Source organism: Pandoraea pnomenusa (genome assembly GCF_000767615.3).
Lineage (GTDB): Bacteria > Pseudomonadota > Gammaproteobacteria > Burkholderiales > Burkholderiaceae > Pandoraea > Pandoraea pnomenusa.
Window position 1 is genome coordinate 4,212,542 of sequence record NZ_CP009553.3, and the last position, 16,967, is coordinate 4,229,508.

Consider the following 16,967-nt stretch of genomic DNA (forward strand, 5'->3'; position numbering starts at 1 on the left):
GGGCAGGCTATCGGGTCGATAGCCTGCCTTGCCAGACGCGCGGGCGGCGCGACGCTCAGCCCTTGGGGTAGCGCACGGCGCGCACCTTGCCGCTGAGTCCGCCGCCGCAGTAAAAGAGGCCCTGACCATCGTATTCGAGTCCGCTCACGCCAACGCCGTCGGGCATCTGCACGCGCGTCATCACTTCCCCGTCGGTCGGGTCGACCTGGCGCAGTTCGCTCTCGTCGTTCTCCCATGTGCCATGCCACAGCTCATCGCCCACCCAGGTCACGCCGGTGACGAAGCGATCCGACTCGATGGTCCGCAGCACGCGCCCGTCCTGCGGATCGATCTGCAGGATGCGGCGGTCGCGATACTGGCCCAGCCAGAGGCTGCCTTCGGCCCACGTGAGTCCCGAATTACTGCCACTGCCATGCGTGAGGGCGATCGAATGCACCACGCGCCCGGTGGACGGGTCGATCTTGTCGATGCGCGCTTCGGCAATCTGATAGAGATATTTGCCGTCGAATGCGGTGCCCGCATCGCTCGGTGCATCGAGCGTGCGCTGCACCTTGCCGCTGGCCGGGTCGAAGGCGAGCAGGGTCTCGCCGGTGGCTGCCCAGACCCGCGCGCCGTCGAAGGTCACGCCATGAATTCGGTCGAAGCCCGGAAATGGTCCGTACTCCGAGATGATGCTGGCATCGCTCGCTGCCGCTTCGCGGGGAATTCGTTGAGATTGGTGCTTCATGTCAGGCTCCGGTTGAGACGCCACGTTTGGCGTGCAGGTCCACTCTAGCCAAACGACCATCCGGCAGGGAGTAACAATATCGTCGCGAATTCGGTGAGCGGCGGCGCCATCCAGCGACGCGCCCGCGCGTGTCCCACGCAGCGCACCCGCCCTTGTGCCTGTAGCTCGCGGAGCGCGCGCTGCACCGTGCGCTGACTCGCGCCAAGGGCGAGCGCGAGCGCCGACGTCGACCAGGCGGCGCCATCGGCGAGCAACGCGATCAGCGACGCGCGCTCACCGTCGATGGGCGGCAACAGCACCGATACGCCGCTCGCGCCGGTCGTGCGCAGCGCAAAACCGGCCGGCGTCGCATCGATCTCGGCAATGCCTTTGAGCAACGCGCGCAGGCGGCCGATTTCCACCCGCAGGCGCGCACGGTGCGTGTCGTCGGGACGTTCCAGGCGGAACGCCTCGGCAATCAGCGCTTCACGCGCGACATCGCCCGGCCAGGCACGCGCCAGCGGCAACGCGAGCGCGAACAACACCGGCCGGCGCGCGAGCGGGCGCCACAGATTGCCAATGCCCACACCGCGGCGACAGGCGTCCACGACAAGCGAGTCGCCGTGCAACAGCGCGGCCACGCCGTCGAGATCCAGCGCGCTTTCGCGCCCGGCCGCCCAGCGCCGTGCCGCGGGGCGCGAGAGCACGTCGCGAAGGCTTTGCACCTCGGCCGAGAGCGCGGGCACGTCCGCGGCGACCGCGGCGCTCCGGGCATTCGCGAGCGCGCGGCGCGCGTCGGCAATGCGCAGCGTTCGTAGCGCAAGCTCCGCGACGCACAGCGCATGAACGGCGGCGTGGCGAGCGGGTACGTCCGGCGAAGCCGCACCCTGCAGTGCTTGCGCTGCTGCGTCGAGTTTGCCCAGCAACAACAGGCGCCGCGCGACGAGCAGTCGCGCGAGCATTGCGTTGGGAACATCGCCGTGGGCGTCGAGTGTGACGGCCGCCGCCTGCAGCGCTCGCGTCGTGCCGTCGAGGTCACGCGTCGCGAGCGCGACTTCGGCGTCGGCGACGACGCACCGCGCGCGCGCCAGGGCTTCGTGCGCACCGAACCGTCGCGCGGCACGCTTGAGCAATTCGCGCGCACGAGGATACTCGCCGAGCTGCGCCATCGCGATGCCACGCAGCGCGAGCGCCGGCGGGTCGTCACGAAGGGCAACGCGGCGCAGCGCGCCAAGCGGATCGCCCGCGGCCAACGCGCGGGCGGAAGCGGCGATGAGGGAGTCCATCGCGCGATCTTACCCTGCGCGCCAGGGCACGACGCGGCGCACGGCGCCGCGACCATCGGACTGCGTCGCGTGGACAAAGCGCGGCAAGAGATGCGCCGCACCCCGCAAGCGCGGGCGGCGAAAATTCAATGGGCAGGAGGCGAAGCGTCGTCGCGACAGTCGCCTCCCGAACAGGAAGACGGTGCACCACGTGCGCGCGATGCCGGCGCGGACGACGTGCCCTGGCGTCCGAACCCGATCTGCTGGAAAACACCACCACCCAGTTCGAAGCCGGTGGCGTAGTGATAGGCGGCAACGGTCGAGCCGAGTGCCACCGACAGCAACAACAACGTACCCGTACGCCAGCGGCGTCGGACCGTGGAAGCCATGTCTCCTCCCTGTCAGAGGTCGCCCCGCGCTCAGGACACCGTATCCGGTCGTTCAGCGTCTTGGCGGGGTTCGAGTTCCAGTCACTGCTGAGTCTCGTTTTTTCGCGATTCTGCACGCACGCCGCCCCGTTTGTCATCCCGGGTATCCCTAAGACGGCCGAATATATCGCGATATGATATATTTTTGGGTTTTCGGACTTATCCCCTTCTCTCGTCCTTCGATTTATGCCTTCTCAGAATCCACCGATCACCGCAGATGCCCTGACCAAGAGCGATTTCGAGGCGCTTTCCGAGTTTCGCTACCGTCTGCGACGCTTCCTGAATTTCAGCGAGACGGCCGCGCGCGAAGAAGGGATAACGCCGCAGCAATACCTTTTGCTACTGCATGTGAAAGGTATACCGGGGCGCGACTGGGCGTCCATCAGTGAACTGGCCGAGCGCCTGCAGGCGGTGCATCACAGCGTGGTGGCGCTCGTGGCGCGTTGCGAGAAGGCCGGGCTGGTCACGCGTCGCCAGAACGAGAGCGACCGTCGCGTGGTGGAGGTGCATCTCAGCGCCACGGGCGAGGCGTGCCTGGCAAACCTGGCCGCGCAGCACCGCAACGAGTTGAGCACGTTCGCGGACATCTTCCACATTCGTGGCGTTCATCTGTAATCCGGCATTTGTCATGGCATCCGTTCCCCATACGTCTTCGCACCACGCCCCGATGGCCGCACCCGAGCATGCTCGCGACTTTTCGCGCTCGCCCGGCCTGCCACGCCTCATTGCGCTGGCCGCCGTCATCGGCTTTTGCGGCGTGCCCGCCGCGTGGCTGTTGCTCAACCTGATTCAGGGCTTCACGAACCTTTTCTTCTACCAGACGCTGTCCTTCGCGCCGCGCTCCCCGGCCAATCACACGCTCGGTGCGGCAGTGATCGCGCTACCGGTGATCGGCGGGTTGATCGTGGGCGCCATGGCGCGCTTCGGCACCGACAAGATCCGCGGCCACGGCATTCCGGAAGCCATCGAAGCCATTCTGTTCGGCAAGAGCAAGATGTCGCCGCGCGTGGCCGTCCTCAAGCCGTTGTCGTCGGGCATCGTGATCGGCAGCGGCGGGCCGTTCGGCGCGGAAGGTCCAATCATCATGACGGGCGGCGCCCTGGGTTCGCTCATCGCGCAGCACTTTCACCTGAGCGCCGCCGAGCGCAAGACGCTGCTCGTCGCGGGCGCGACCGCCGGCATGACGGCGGTGTTCGGCACACCGGTCGCGGCCGTGCTGCTCGCCGTGGAACTGCTGCTGTTCGAATGGCGCCCGCGCAGTCTTCTGCCGGTCATCACGGCCTGCGCGGTCGCGGGCTTCGCCCGACCGCTGTTGCTCGACGCCGGCCCGCTCTTCCCGCTGACGACGCCGGCCGTCGCCCCGGTCGCGCTGCTCTCGTGCGTGATCGCCGGCGTTTGCGCGGGCATGCTGTCCGCCGGTATGTCGCGGGCGCTCTACGCCATCGAAGATGCTTTTCACAAACTGCCGGTGCACTGGATGTGGTGGCCGGCCATCGGCGGTCTCGCGGTCGGCATCGGCGGCTACTTCCAGCCGCGCGCGCTCGGCGTGGGATACGACGTGATCGCCGACCTGCTCAACGGCCACTTCTCGATGCATGCCGCGCTGGCCCTGCTGCTCGTGAAAGCCGTCATCTGGGCGATTGCGCTCGGCTCGTGCACTTCGGGCGGTGTCCTCGCGCCGTTGCTCATGATCGGCGCGGGGCTGGGCACGCTGCTCGCCCCGGTGCTACCCGGCGGCGACGTCTCGCTGTGGGCGCTCGTGTGCATGGCCGCAACGCTGGCCGGGGTGCTCGGCGCGCCGCTCACGGCGATCGTGTTCGCGCTGGGTCTCACGCACGACGCCAATGCCCTGCTGCCGCTGCTGCTGACCTGCGGCATCTCCTACGGCGTGACGATCTGGATCATGCCGCGCTCGATCATGACCGAGAAGATCGCGCGTCGCGGGCGCCACATTCACCGCGAGTACGGGGTCGACCCACTCGAACGCCTGCACGTGGGCGAGTTGATGACGCGCGAGCCGGAGTCGCTCGATGCGTCCCTGTCGATCGACGAGGCGGCTCGCACGGCGTTCGGCGCCGGACAGCGTCATCGCGCCTACCCGGTCGTCGACGCCGCGCACACCGTGCTGGGCATGGTGGATCGCCAGGCGCTCACACGCGCGCAAACGCAAGGGTTGCAAACGCTGGGGCAACTCTACGGGGTGAATCCGCCCCTCGTGGCATTGCCCTCGGAAACCGGGCGCATCGTCTCCGCGCGCTTCGCCGCGCATCATCTGGAGCGACTGCCGGTGGTGAGCGACGCCACATCGCGCAAGCTGATCGGCATCATCAGCCGCAGCGATCTCGTCAAGCCGGCCGAGCACTGGCGCTCCGAGGAAGAAGTGCGCGAGCGCATGATTCATCTCGGACGGCGACGCAACTGAACGCCGTTGCGCCGGCAGGCATCCGGTTCGTCACCCGCGGGACGCTCGACCCGAGCGCTTCGCGGCGTCTTCCTCTAAGCCGTGGGTGGATTCAAGGCGCGCAACCCGGCCGCCGCGATGGCTATGATCGACGCACCGGCAAGACGCTGAGCGCCGGCGAAAAAAAGGCGGCGCACCTGGCGCCGCGTTCGGTACTGCCACACGTAATGGGGGTTGGGCCGGGCGGAGGTCGCCGCCGACGGTCAGTGCATCGCCGCGGAATTGCGTGCGTCGGACGATGCCGCCGCGCTCACGCCGTTGGCACGTTCCCAGGCATTCTTGGCGAGCAGTGCGACGGTGGCGATCAGGGCCGGAATCGCGAGCAGCGAAAACGTCGAGGCGAAGCCCAGATGACGACGCATCAGTTCGGCGCCGAGCAACGCACCGGCGATGCCGCCGAAGCGCCCGATGCCCAGCATCCACGCCACGCCCGTGGCGCGGCCGTGCGTCGGGTAGAACATGGCCGCCAGCGACGGCATCGACGACTGTGCGCCGTTCATCGCCGTGCCAGCCAGGAAAATCAGCGCGACGAGCAGTCCGATATTGCCCATCGCCTGCCCCACCGCGTACACCAGCACGGCCGTGAGCGCGTAGCCGGCCGCCACCACCTTCTGCGCGTTGAACCGGTCCATGAACCAACCGGACAGAATCGTACCGATGCCGCCGCCCAGCGGGAAGAGCGCGGTGATCAGCGCCGCGCGCTCGATCGTGAAGCCGGCGTCCTTGAACAGAATCGGCATCCAGCTCGTGAGCAGATAGAAGATCACGAGCCCCATGAAGTAGGTGGCCCACAGCATCAGCGAACCGAAGCCGTATTGCTTCGAGAGCACGACACCGATGGCCGACCCGGCATGCTTCGGCGCCGCTTCGTTCACCGTGAACGCGCCCACATCGTCGAACGACTCCCCCGAAATGCGCGACAGAATGCGGCGCACGCGATCGATCGGCTTGCCCTGCACCACGAGGAACTTGACCGACTCCGGCAGGCAGAGCACCAGCAGGACCGACAGCACCAGCGGCAGCACGCCGCCGAGCACCAGCACACTGTGCCAGCCGAAATGCGGAATCAGCCACGAGGCGACGAAGCCGCCGACCGAGGCGCCGAGCGGGAACCCGCAGAACATCGTGTTGACGATCACCGCGCGGCGCGGTTGGGGCGCGTATTCGGAAATCAGCGTCACGGCGTTGGGCATGGCGGCGCCCAGCCCGAGCCCGGTCAGAAAGCGCAGCACCGTGAGCGTTTCGAGATCTTGCGCGAACGCCGTGGCAAGACTCGCCACGCCGAAGAAGACCACGGAGAGCACCAGCATCGTCTTGCGGCCGAGCCGGTCGGCGAGCGGCCCGGCGAAGATCGCCCCGCCCGCCAGGCCGAACAGCGCCGCCGAAAGCACCGGTCCGAGCGAGCCCTTGTCGATGTGCCACTGCTGCACGAGCGCCGGCGCAATGTAGCCGATGGCAGCGGTATCGAAGCCGTCGATGGCGACGATGAAGAAACACAGGATCAGCACCAGCCACTGATAGCCGGAAAAGCGTTGTGCGTTGATATAGGCGGGCACATCCACCGTGCGCGGTTGCGTCATGAAACTGTCTCCTGGGGGCGTGGCCGCCCCGCTTGTCATCCCATTATTGTTATTGGAATCCGGCGTCGCCCGTATGCGTGCCTTGGGTCGGGGGTGGCGCGCGTTGCCTGCCCGGCGGCGTCTCGAATTCCGACGCTACTGTACGACGTTCGACGGCTCCTCGAAATGATCTTTCGTCAGGCCATCCATAACAGGGGGTTATGGTCGGCGGCGCCGGTCGCGGCAGCTGCGGCGGTCGGGCAGCCGCCACACCCACAGCGCCAGCGCTTTATCGGCCTGCCGCGATCAGGCCAACGGCAATCCGACGTAGTTCTCGGCCAGCATGAGTGACGCCGCGCGCGAACTCACCACGTATTCCAGTTCGGCGCGTTGCATCTGCTGCTCGAAGGGCGTCGCGTCGTCGAGCCGGTGCAGCATGCGCGTCATCCAGTAGGAGAAGTGCTCAGCGCGCCAGATTCGCTTGAGCGCCGCCTCGGAGTATCCCCGCAACCCGGCCTCGCTGTCGCGATGGAAGAAATCGTCGAGCGCGCGGGCCAGACGCCAGACGTCGGCCACGGCGAGGTTCATGCCCTTCGCGCCCGTCGGCGGCACGATGTGTGCGGCGTCGCCGGCCAGGAACAGGCGGCCGTGCTGCATGGGCGTGGCGACAAAGCTGCGCATGGCGACCACGTTCTTCTGAAAGATCGGGCCTTCGGTGAGGCGCCAGCCGCCGGTCGTCTGCGTGCGCGTTTGCAGTTCGTGCCAGATGCGCTCGTCGGTCCAATCCTCGGCACGCTCGCTCGGGTCGCATTGAAAGTACATGCGCTGTACCGTGGGCGAGCGGGTGCTGATGAGCGCGAAGCCGCGTTCGTGCGCCGCGTAGATCAGTTCGTCCGACGACGGCGGCGCCTGCACCAGCACCCCGAACCACCCGAACGGATACACACGCTGGTACTCCTTGCGCACCGACGTGGGCATCGCGGGGCGGCACACGCCATGAAAGCCGTCGCAACCGGCAATGAAGTCGCACGTCAGGCGATGCGTCTGGCCGTTCGCCGTGAACTGCACGCTCGGCTGCGTGCTGTCGATGTCGTGTACGGACACGTCGGAGACGTCGAACAGCATCTCGCCATGCACCGCTTCGCGCGCCGCGATCAGGTCCTTGATGACTTCGTGTTGAGCGTAGACGGTGATCGCACGCCCCGTCAGTTCGGTGAGCGCAATACGATGACGCTCGCCGCCGAAGGCGAGCTCCACGCCATGGTGCACCGCGCCCTCGCGACGCATGCGCTCGCCGACGCCCGTTTCGTTGAGGATGTCCATCGTGCCCTGCTCCAGCACGCCGGCGCGAATCGTCGATTCGACCGCCTCGCGCGAGCGCGATTCGAGCACGACCGACGCAATGCCTTGCAGGTGAAGCAAATGGGAAAGCAGCAGACCGGCGGGACCGGCCCCCACGATGACGACGGGGTAATGAGTGCGCATGAGTTGTCTCCTGTAATGGCTACGTCCTCGTGCGGGTACCGCCTGGCGGGCAGGTCGCGGCATGAAATACGGCAAGCGTGCGGATTGCATTTCTTGGCTACCTTTCGCACGCTGCCTCCCCTTAGGACTGCGCGTAAACGAGCATTTCGAAAGCGGCTTTCATACCTTGTCACGAGGAGCGAATGCGTCATATCTTATGGAGCACGCGCGTCGCATTGAATGGATGAATCGACGACTTTCTTGTACTTTTTCGACAACTTCGTCCGAGGGAAAACCAGTATGTCAGGCGCGTCATCACGGCTGCGCGCGGCGCGCGAGACGATCCCCGAATTTTCGCTGTATGGCGAGATGGCGGAAACCGACAGTGCGGATTTCGTCCATATCGAATGGATCGAAACGCGCAGCCGACTCTATGACTGGCACATCGACACGCACCGGCATCTGGGGCTGTTTCAGGTACTCGCGATCTTCGAGGGCACGGTCGAAGCCAACGTCGACGAGTCCACCTGGGTCGTCGAGGGACCGGCCGTCATCACGGTGCACCCTTCGGCGGTGCACAACTTCCGCTTCTCGCGCGGCGCGCACGGCTTCGTGCTCACCATGGCACAGAGTGTGCCGTTCGACACGTCCATCGGTGCGGATGCCGACATGGCCGCGCTGCTGCGCAAGCCCTGGCTCTTCACGCTCGGCGACGCCCCCCAGACCCGCGATCGTCTCTACACCCTGCTCGGGTTGATCATGGACGAATTCTCGCGGCCGCAACTGGGGCACGGGGAAATGGTCGGATGGCTCACGCGTAGCGTGCTGCTGCTGCTCGCACGGCTGCATGCCCACCACGATTCGGCCACCCGCGCGGGGCGTACCGAACTGGATCTTTTCGCGCGCTTTCGCGCGCTCGTGGAAGCGCATTACACCGAAGCATGGGCCGTGCCCACGTATGCCGAACGACTGCACGTGACCGAGAGCAAGCTCAATCGGCTTTGCCGCCGCATCGCGGGCAAGTCGGCGTTCGATCTGGTGCAGGATCGCCTGATGCTCGAGGCCCGGCGCAAGCTCATCTACATCCCCGCGCCCGTCTCGCATGTGGCATACGAACTCGGATTTCAGGATCCGGCCTACTTCTGCCGCGTTTTCAAGCGGCATGTCGGCGTTACGCCGTCGACCTTCCGGCGCGACGCGCAACACGCCCATCTGGGCGACGAACCGTAAACTCCGGGGCGGGTTGGCGGGGCAACGCCGTCGCGCGCCCCGCCCCGCGCTCTCACGCCGTCATCGGCACGGCGCCGACCGGCGTCTTCCCCCGCAGGAAAGTCAGCAGCGCCTCGGTCACGGCGCTCGCGCATTCGATGTTCGACAGATGCGCGCCGGGCACGATGACCTGGCGTGCGCCGCGAATGCGCTCGACGATGGCCGTCGACATGACCGGCGGCGTGGCGAGATCGCCCTCACCGGTGACGACCAGCGTGGGCGCCTCGATCGCGGCAATCTCGTCGAGCTGGTTCATGTCGCGCACCGCGGCGCACGCCGCCGCATAGCCCGGCGCCGAGAGTGAGCGGAACATCGCCTTCATGCGCTCGACGAGCGCCGGTTCGCGCTGCGCGAACGCCGGCGTGAACCAGCGCGACACCACCGCATCGACGACGGCCGCCATGCCTTCGGATTGCACGGCACGAATGCGCGCGTTCCAGCCGTCCTCACCGCCGATGTGCGCGGACGAGCACACGATCGCCAGACGCGCCAGGCGATGCGGCGCATGAATGCCCAGCCACATGCCCGTCATCCCGCCCATCGACACGCCCGCCAGACTCGCGCGCCCGATCTCCAACGCATCGAGCAGCGCAAGCACGTCGCGGCCGAGCTGGCCGATCGTGTACGGACCCGGCGTCACCGACGATCCGCCGTGGCCGCGCGTGTCGTAACGAATCACCCGGAATTCCCGGGCGAGCGCGGGCACCTGCGGTGCCCACATGTCGAGTGTGGTGCCCAGCGAGTTCGACAGCACCAGCGCGGGTGCGCTCTCGTCGCCATCGATCGCCACACGCAGCGTGGCGCCGTCGACTTCGATCAAACGTTCCATCGTCATGCGGTCCGCCTCCTCAGCCCTGAGCGCCATCGCGCGCGCGCGTGGTCGAACCGGGGTTGGCGGCTTCCATCTCCGCGAAGACTTTCTCTGCGTCGTGGATCGCCTGGTTCGCCGCGGGCAGACCGCAATACAGCGCGGCATGCAGGAACAGTTCCTTCATCTCCTCCCGCGTCACACCGTTGTTGAAGGCGGCACGCACATGCATGCGAAATTCATCGCCGCGGTTGAGCGCGATGAGCAGCGAGAGGGTGACCATGCTGCGCATGTGGCGCGTGAGGCCCGGACGTGTCCACACGTCTCCCCACGCAAAGCGCGTAATGAAATTCTGGAAGTCGTCGTTGAAGTCGTTGATGTGGCTGAGCGAGCGGTCCACGTGCGCATCGCCGAGTACGGCGCGGCGCACCTGCATGCCGTTGTCGTAGCGTTCCTGATCGTTCATTGGGATTTCCTGGCGGAGAGGTTGAGCGCGAGCGCCGCATCGGCCAGCGCGAGCACGCGGCTCACGAACGTGTCTGCGGCGCCCAGATAATGTTGCGGATCGGTCAGACGTTCGAGCGTCTCGCCGGAAAGAGTGCTGGCGATCCCGGTGTCGTCGCGCAGCACGTCGAGCAGATGACGCTGCCGCGCGATGGCTTCGCGGCAGCAGGCCTCCACGCGGCGGTGCGCTTCGAGCCGGCCCATGGACTCGCCCAGCGCCATGGTCACGGCCTCGGCCATGATCAGCCCGCGCGTGATGTCCACGTTCTCGCGCATGCGCGCGGTGTCGACGGTCCAGTCCGCCACGAGCGTGCGTGCCGTCGCCAAGGCCCCACCGCACAACATCAGCAGTTCGGGCAATGCTTCCCATTCGGCGTGCCAGGTGCCAAGACCACGCTCATGGTCCTGCTGCATGGCGGAGAACAGCGTGGCGGCGAGTTGCGGCGTGCGCGCCGCGGCGGTGAGTATCGCCGCGCAGCCGACCGGGTTGCGTTTGTGCGGCATGGTGGACGAGCCGCCGCGTCCCGGTCCCGACGCCTCGGCGATCTCGCCGACTTCGGTCTGCGTGAGCATGGCCGTGTCGCGTGCGAACTTGCCGAGTGAGCCGGTGAGCGATGCGGCCCAGCTGCCCACGCGCACGATGCGGTCGCGCTGGCCGTGCCAGGGCGTCGCGGCGTTGCGCAGGCCGAGATGCCGGGCAAGCGCCGCGGCCACCGCCGGGCCATGCCCGCCGAGCGACGCCAGCGTACCCGCCGCACCGCCAAACTGCACACACAGGGCTTGCTCGCGCACCTCGGCCAATTCGGCCCGGGCGCGCAGCAACGCGTCGAGCGTGCCGGCGAGCTTGAGCCCGAACGTGATCGGCAAGGCATGCTGCAACCAGGTGCGTCCGATCATGACGGTGGCGCGGTGCTGCCGGACCTGCTCGGCCAGTTGCGCGACCAGGCCGTCGAGGTCGGCGCCGAGATCGTCGAGCGCGCCGCGCACTTGCAGCACGAGGCCGGTGTCGATGGCGTCCTGGCTGGTGGCCCCCCAGTGCACGAAGCGCGCGGCTTCGGCGTCGCGCGCGGCAACGAGGGCGGTGAGTTGCTTGACCAGGGGGATGGCTAGGTTGCCCGCGCGGGCCGCGGCATCGCGCAGCGCGGGCCAATCGAGGTCGCCGGCGCGCGCGGCGGCGGCAATCGGGGCGACGGCTGCGCCCGGAATTACTCCGGTTTCGGCTTCGGCGGCGGCAAGCGCCGCTTCGAAGTCGAGCATGCCCTGAAGCGTGGCGTCGCGCGAAAAACGCGCCGTCACGGCGGAGCCGCGCAGCAAGGAGTCAAGCAGTTCCGTCATCGGAGAATCGATGGTTGGTGCGTTGCAAAAATGCAGATACGACCTCGGGCCGCCGGCACCATCGTGCCGGCAGCCCGAGGCCGCGCCAGTTTCAGCCTTGCATGACCGACATCAGAGGTCGAGGAACACCGTCTCCTCGTCGCCCTGCATGCGGATGTCGAACCGGTACGACACACGGCCGCCGGTCACCTCGCGGCGGGCGATCAACGTGTGGCGCCGCTCGGCCGGCACCTGTTGCAGCACGGGGTCGGCCGCGTTGGCCGATGCCTCGTCGTCGAAATAGATACGCGTAAACAGATGATTGAGCAAGCCCCGCATCGTCAGGATCACGTCGATGCGCGGTGCCTCGCCCGGCGCGGCGGCGCCCGGCTTGACCGTCTCGATGACGAAGCGATTCTCCGCATCGGTGCCGGTGCCGCATCGGCCGGCGCCCGCAAAGCCGGTGCGCTCGATGTCTTCGGCGGTGCGCACGTAGTTGCCGTGCGCGTCGGCCTGCACCACTTCGATCAGGGCATCGTTGATCGGATTGCCGGCGCCGTCGTACACGCAGCCGATCAGGCGGATGCGCTCGCCCTCGGCGCGATCGCCGGCCACCACGGGCGTGAAGGCGCTCTTGAAGTCGTACAGGTACTGCTCCGGCGACAGGCCGTAGGCGAAATACGGGCCGACGGTCTGCGACGGCGTTTGCTGGTAATCGGACATGACTCAGGACTCCATCGGCGTTTGGTCGGCACCGCGCAGCACGATGTCGAATTCATAACCCAGCGCGTACTCGGGCTCCGTGATATCCATCGAGAAGCGCGCGATCAAACGGTCCCGGGCGTGCGCCGGCGTGGCCTGGAAGATCGGATCGTAGGCCAGCAGCGGGTCGCCCGGGAAATACATCTGCGTCACCAGACGGGTCGCGAAGTAATGGCCGAACACCGAAAAGTGAAGATGCTGCGGGCGCCATGCATTGTGGTGGTTCTTCCACGGGTAAGCGCCCGGCTTGATGGTCAGGAACCTGTAGCGGCCCTGCGCATCGGTCAGCGCGCGGCCGGCGCCGAGGAAGTTCGGGTCGAGCGGCGCGTCGTGCTGGTCCACCTTGTGCACGTAGCGGCCGCAGGCGTTGGCCTGCCACAGCTCCACGAGCGTGTTGGGGACCGGACGGCCACCCTCGTCGAGCACGCGGCCCGTGACGATCATCCGCTCGCCGAGGGGCTCGCCGTTGCGCACCGCATTACGCGTGAGATCACCGTCGAGCGCGCCGATGATGCCGTTGCCGTAGACCGGCGAGCGCAGATCGGCAAGGTTCTGCTTGACGGGGATGAGCAACTGCTTGGGACCGCGCAGCGCCGTGGACTTGTATCCGCTGTCGATGAGCCTGGGATGCGAATCCCAGTCGCGCGGGCGCAGGACGGTTGTCGTGTTCGACATGGTCTCACTCCATTTCGTGTTGTCTGTCCGGGCAGGCGTCGTGGTCTGTCACCGGTCGGTTTTCGACACTATATCCATAATCAAAGGATATATTTATTGACATTTTCTTAGGTTTTTCATAACTTTTGGGAATGGAAAGACACCTGCTCGATGGGCGCATCAAGCTGCGCCATTTGCAATGCCTGCTGGCCGTGGCGCAGCACGGCAGCCTTCAGCGCGCCGCCGAAGCCCTGTCCATCACGCAACCCGCCGTGAGCAAGACGATCGCCGAACTCGAGGGCCTGCTTGGCGTGCGTCTGTTCGAGCGCGGGCGCAACGGCGCCCGGCCCACCGCGCAGGCCGAGTTGTTCCTGCGGCATGCGGGGGCGAGCGTGAGCGCCCTGCGCCAGGGCATCGATGTGCTCTCGCGTGCCGTCGGCCAGACCGGCGGCGTGATCTCGCTTGCCGTGCTGCCCACGCTGGCCGCCGCCATGATGCCCTCCGTGCTCGAAACGTTCCGGCGGGAATGGCCCGGCATCGTGGTGCAGGTACACACCGGTGCGAACCAGCAATTGCTCACCCGGCTCAAGTCCGGCGAAATGACGCTCGCGCTGGGCCGGATGTCCGACCCCGAGGGCATGGCGGGGCTCACGTTCGAGCACCTTTGCGCCACGCCGTTGTGCGTGGTGGTGCGCCCGGCGCATCCGCTCGTGCAGCAGCGTCGAGTGTCGATGGCCGATCTCGCGGATCATCACGTGATCCTGCCACCGCATGGCACGATCCTGCGTCATACGGCCGACAGCTTCTTGCGAGCGCATGGCGTGGGCACGCTCGACGACTATTCCGAGTTGCTTTCGATGTCGCTCGCCCGTGCCATGACGTTGCGCGACGACGTGGTGTGGATCGCCTCCGAGATCACCGTGCAGGACGATCTCGCCGACGGCACGCTGTGCGCGCTGCCCTTCGCCACGAACGGGACCGAGGAATCCATCGGCATTCTGTGGCGCAACGACACCGTGCCGACCCCGCCGGAGCAGACGCTCATCAGCGCCATGCGCGAAGCGGCGCGGGTGCGCTACGGCGTGCCGGGGCTGCGCTGAAGCGCTCGCGCGCGAGCCCTCATCCATGGGACCCGGCCGCCGCGTGTCCGGGCGCCGAAAGCCCGAGCATGCGCACCGCGTTGTCCTTGAGCAGCAGCGGCCTGACCTCGTCGCGAAAGCCGGCGGTCTCGAAGTCGCGCAGCCAGCGATCCGGCGCGATGAGCGGAAAGTCGGAACCGAACAGCATCTTCTCGCGCAGCAGCGAGTTGGCATACTGGATCAGTTCCGGCGAGAAATACTTCGGCGACCAGCCCGACAGATCGATGTAGACGTTCGGCTTGTGCAGCGCGATCGACAAGGCCTGCGACTGCCACGGCCAGGACGGATGCGCGATCACGATGTTCATCTCGGGGAAGTCGGTCGCCACATCGTCCAGGTGGATTGGCTCGGAGAACTTGAGCCGCAACCCGCCCCCGCCCGGCATGCCGGATCCGATGCCGGAATGTCCGCTGTGAAACACGGCCGTGAGGCGATACTCCGCGATCAGCTCGTACATCGGGTACGCCATGCGGTCGTTGGCGAAAAACCCCTGCATGGTCGGATGGAACTTGAAGCCGCGCACGCCGAATTCCTCGACGAGCCGCCGCGCTTCGCGCACGCCCATGCGACCCTTGTGCGGATCGATGCTCGCGAACGCGATCATGATGTCCGCATTCTCCTGTGCAAAGCCCGCGATCTCTTCGTTCGGAATGCGGCGGCGCCCGATGTTCGCCTCGCAATCGACGGTAAACATCACGAAGCCGATGTTGCGCTCGCGGTAATGCTCGATCGTCTCGGGAATGGTGGGCCGACGGTTCTGCTTGAGCACGGTGCCGAAATACTTGTCGGCGGCATCGTCGAAGGCCTTGCCGAACAGGTCCGGCGGCTGGCAGCACGACACCTCGGCGTGCACGTGTGTATCGATGGCGACGAGTTTGTCGAGATTCATTCGGCCGTCTCCGGATCGAGGATCTGCGCCGCGACGATCGCCAGCGCCCGGCGCGTCTCTGGCAGTTCGAACTTCAGCCAATGGCGCGCGGCGCGACGCTTGCCGTCGTGCGCCGAGTGGCCGGATGCGGCCACCCGGTGCTCCGCGAGCGCTGCCTGCGCCCACAAGCCCGCCAGCGACAGCCCGTGAACCACGCGCATCATCTCGCCGGCCACACACAGCGCCGCGCGCGGCGAGGACTGTGTGAGAGCGACGATCTGCGGCAGCATCGTCACGCCTTCGTCGAGCACGGCCATGGCCGCGCCGAACCCGTCGAGACCGGGGAGCATGCGCGCCTCGGCAGCCTGCGCGCGCGCCCAGGCGAGCCATTGACGCAACACCGCGCCATCGTCGCGCGCGATCTTGCGCAGCATCAGGTCGATGGCCTGGATCTCGTTGGTGCCCTCGTAGATCATGGGAATACGGGCGTCGCGCAGGTACTGGGCAATGCCCGTCTCCTCGACATAGCCATAGCCGCCGAATACCTGCAACGCAGCGCTCGCCCCGTGGAAAGCCTGTTCGGTCGACATCGCCTTGACCACCGGCGTGAGCAGCGCCGCCAGCGCATCCGCCTGCGCGCGCGCCGGTGCCGTATCGGCGTGGTGCGACTCGTCGATGGCCAGCGCGGCGCGATACAACAGCAATCGTGCGCCCTCGACGGCCACGCGTTGCCCTTCGAGCAGGCGCCATACCGCCGGATGCCGGGCAATGGGGGCACCGGCCGGCGCGCCGGGCACGCGCGACTGCACCCGCTCGTTCGCGTGACGCTCGGCCATTTCGCATGCTTGCTGCGCCAGTCCAACGCCCGAAGCCCCGACATGAAGCCGCGCCGAATTCATCATCGCGAACATGGCTTCGAGTCCTCGATGCGGCTGGCCGACCAGATATCCGATCGCCCCCTCGAAGGCCATCGAGCATGTGGCGCTACCGCGAATGCCCATCTTGTGCTCGATGCCGGTGCAGTGCACGGCATTGCGCTCGCCGCCGGCCAGCACCTTGGGCACGAGGAACAGCGACAGACCGCCGCTTCCGGCCGGGGCTTGCGGCGTCCGGGCGAGCACAAGGTGCACGATGTTCGGCGTGAGATCCTGTTCGCCGCCGGAGATGAATATCTTCTCGCCGGTCACGCGCACCGTGCCCGACGCTTCGTCGAGCCATTCGGCGCGCGTGCGGATCTGGCCCAGATCGCTGCCCGCTCCCGGCTCGGTGAGGGCCATCGTCGCGAGCCAGTCTCCGCTCACCAACGGCCCAAGCCACGTCTCGCGCAGTGCCTCGCTACCGAAACGATGGACACACTCGTAGGCACCATGAAGGATGCCGGGATACATCGTCCAGGCGAGGTTGGCGCCCGCCGTGAGTTCCTGCACGGCCACTTGCGCGACCACCGGCAGGCCCTGCCCGCCAAGTGACGGATCGCACGGCAGCGACGGCCAGCCGGCATCGCGGTACTGGCGGTAGGCGTCGGCGAAGCCGGCGGGGGTTCGCACCTCGCCGTCGCGCCACGTGCAACCCTCCCGATCGCCCACGGCGTTCAGTGGCGCGAGTACCTCGCGCGCGAAGCGCGCCGCCTCGTCGACCACCTGCACCAACGTCGCCGTATCGAGCTCCCGGTAGGGCACCAGGCGCGTGAGCGCCTCGCCCACGCCGAGCTTGTCCAGCACGAACGCAATGTCGTGCGCCGCGCTTTGCAGTTTCGGTTCGTGCAT

Annotated in this window: 16 protein-coding genes; 4 read left to right on the forward strand and 12 right to left on the reverse strand. The window is 67.1% G+C overall.

Annotated features, from left to right (window positions below; genetic code table 11):
* Nucleotides 1–55: 55 nt before the first annotated feature.
* The 3 genes from LV28_RS42780 to LV28_RS42790 form a co-directional block, all read right to left on the reverse strand.
* A complete protein-coding gene (locus LV28_RS42780) occupies nucleotides 56–727 on the reverse strand; it encodes a Vgb family protein (protein WP_023597299.1) in 672 nt (223 codons plus the stop codon).
* A 44-nt stretch (nucleotides 728–771) separates the two neighbouring features.
* The gene (locus LV28_RS42785) at nucleotides 772–1,992 is read right to left on the reverse strand and encodes a hypothetical protein (protein WP_038620187.1); all 1,221 of its coding nucleotides are present in this window, start codon (nucleotides 1,990–1,992) and stop codon (nucleotides 772–774) included.
* Nucleotides 1,993–2,117: 125 nt separating this feature from the next.
* Nucleotides 2,118–2,360 (reverse strand): hypothetical protein, encoded by a 243-nt coding sequence (locus LV28_RS42790; RefSeq protein WP_023597301.1) that lies wholly within the window; start codon nucleotides 2,358–2,360, stop codon nucleotides 2,118–2,120.
* Between the two features lie 225 nt (nucleotides 2,361–2,585).
* Here LV28_RS42790 and LV28_RS42795 point away from each other — a divergent pair, with 225 nt between their 5' ends.
* A complete protein-coding gene (locus LV28_RS42795) occupies nucleotides 2,586–3,014 on the forward strand; it encodes a MarR family winged helix-turn-helix transcriptional regulator (RefSeq protein WP_023597302.1) in 429 nt (142 codons plus the stop codon).
* Between the two features lie 52 nt (nucleotides 3,015–3,066).
* A complete protein-coding gene (locus LV28_RS42800) occupies nucleotides 3,067–4,821 on the forward strand; it encodes a chloride channel protein (RefSeq protein ID WP_023597303.1) in 1,755 nt (584 codons plus the stop codon).
* A 242-nt stretch (nucleotides 4,822–5,063) separates the two neighbouring features.
* Here LV28_RS42800 and LV28_RS42805 read toward each other — a convergent pair whose 3' ends face one another.
* Both LV28_RS42805 and pobA read right to left on the reverse strand, forming a co-directional pair.
* Nucleotides 5,064–6,440, reverse strand: coding sequence for an MFS transporter (locus LV28_RS42805; protein ID WP_038620185.1), 1,377 nt, complete (start codon nucleotides 6,438–6,440; stop codon nucleotides 5,064–5,066).
* A gap of 285 nt (nucleotides 6,441–6,725) precedes the next feature.
* Nucleotides 6,726–7,904, reverse strand: a complete 1,179-nt coding sequence (pobA, locus tag LV28_RS42810) for a 4-hydroxybenzoate 3-monooxygenase (RefSeq protein WP_038620183.1) — start codon at nucleotides 7,902–7,904, stop codon at nucleotides 6,726–6,728.
* Nucleotides 7,905–8,183: 279 nt separating this feature from the next.
* On the opposite strand from pobA, the gene LV28_RS42815 reads away from it, so the two are divergent.
* The gene (locus LV28_RS42815) at nucleotides 8,184–9,113 is read left to right on the forward strand and encodes a helix-turn-helix domain-containing protein (protein WP_048806846.1); all 930 of its coding nucleotides are present in this window, start codon (nucleotides 8,184–8,186) and stop codon (nucleotides 9,111–9,113) included.
* A 52-nt stretch (nucleotides 9,114–9,165) separates the two neighbouring features.
* On the opposite strand, the gene pcaD is transcribed toward LV28_RS42815, so the two are convergent.
* From pcaD to pcaH, 5 genes are all read right to left on the reverse strand, one after another.
* Nucleotides 9,166–9,987: a 3-oxoadipate enol-lactonase gene (gene pcaD / locus LV28_RS42820; RefSeq protein WP_038620181.1), complete on the reverse strand. Its 822-nt coding sequence runs from the start codon at nucleotides 9,985–9,987 to the stop codon at nucleotides 9,166–9,168.
* Nucleotides 9,988–10,000: 13 nt separating this feature from the next.
* On the reverse strand, nucleotides 10,001–10,426 hold the full coding sequence (gene pcaC / locus LV28_RS42825) for a 4-carboxymuconolactone decarboxylase (RefSeq protein WP_023597308.1): 426 nt from the start codon (nucleotides 10,424–10,426) through the stop codon (nucleotides 10,001–10,003).
* The gene (locus LV28_RS42830) at nucleotides 10,423–11,799 is read right to left on the reverse strand and encodes a 3-carboxy-cis,cis-muconate cycloisomerase (protein ID WP_038620179.1); all 1,377 of its coding nucleotides are present in this window, start codon (nucleotides 11,797–11,799) and stop codon (nucleotides 10,423–10,425) included. Before LV28_RS42830 ends, pcaC begins: the two co-directional genes overlap by 4 nt.
* Before the next feature lie 111 nt (nucleotides 11,800–11,910).
* Complete coding sequence (pcaG, locus tag LV28_RS42835; protein ID WP_023597310.1) at nucleotides 11,911–12,501, reverse strand: protocatechuate 3,4-dioxygenase subunit alpha; 591 nt, start codon at nucleotides 12,499–12,501, stop codon at nucleotides 11,911–11,913.
* 3 nt (nucleotides 12,502–12,504) lie between these two features.
* A complete protein-coding gene (pcaH, locus tag LV28_RS42840; protein ID WP_023597311.1) occupies nucleotides 12,505–13,215 on the reverse strand; it encodes a protocatechuate 3,4-dioxygenase subunit beta in 711 nt (236 codons plus the stop codon).
* A gap of 131 nt (nucleotides 13,216–13,346) precedes the next feature.
* Between pcaH and pcaQ the strand changes: the two genes are divergently transcribed.
* The gene (gene pcaQ, locus LV28_RS42845; RefSeq protein ID WP_038620177.1) at nucleotides 13,347–14,294 is read left to right on the forward strand and encodes a pca operon transcription factor PcaQ; all 948 of its coding nucleotides are present in this window, start codon (nucleotides 13,347–13,349) and stop codon (nucleotides 14,292–14,294) included.
* A gap of 19 nt (nucleotides 14,295–14,313) precedes the next feature.
* Here the strand turns inward: pcaQ and LV28_RS42850 are convergent, their stop codons facing one another.
* On the reverse strand, nucleotides 14,314–15,222 hold the full coding sequence (locus tag LV28_RS42850) for an amidohydrolase family protein (RefSeq protein WP_023597313.1): 909 nt from the start codon (nucleotides 15,220–15,222) through the stop codon (nucleotides 14,314–14,316).
* Nucleotides 15,219–16,967: an acyl-CoA dehydrogenase family protein gene (locus LV28_RS42855; RefSeq protein ID WP_038620175.1), complete on the reverse strand. Its 1,749-nt coding sequence runs from the start codon at nucleotides 16,965–16,967 to the stop codon at nucleotides 15,219–15,221. Before LV28_RS42855 ends, LV28_RS42850 begins: the two co-directional genes overlap by 4 nt.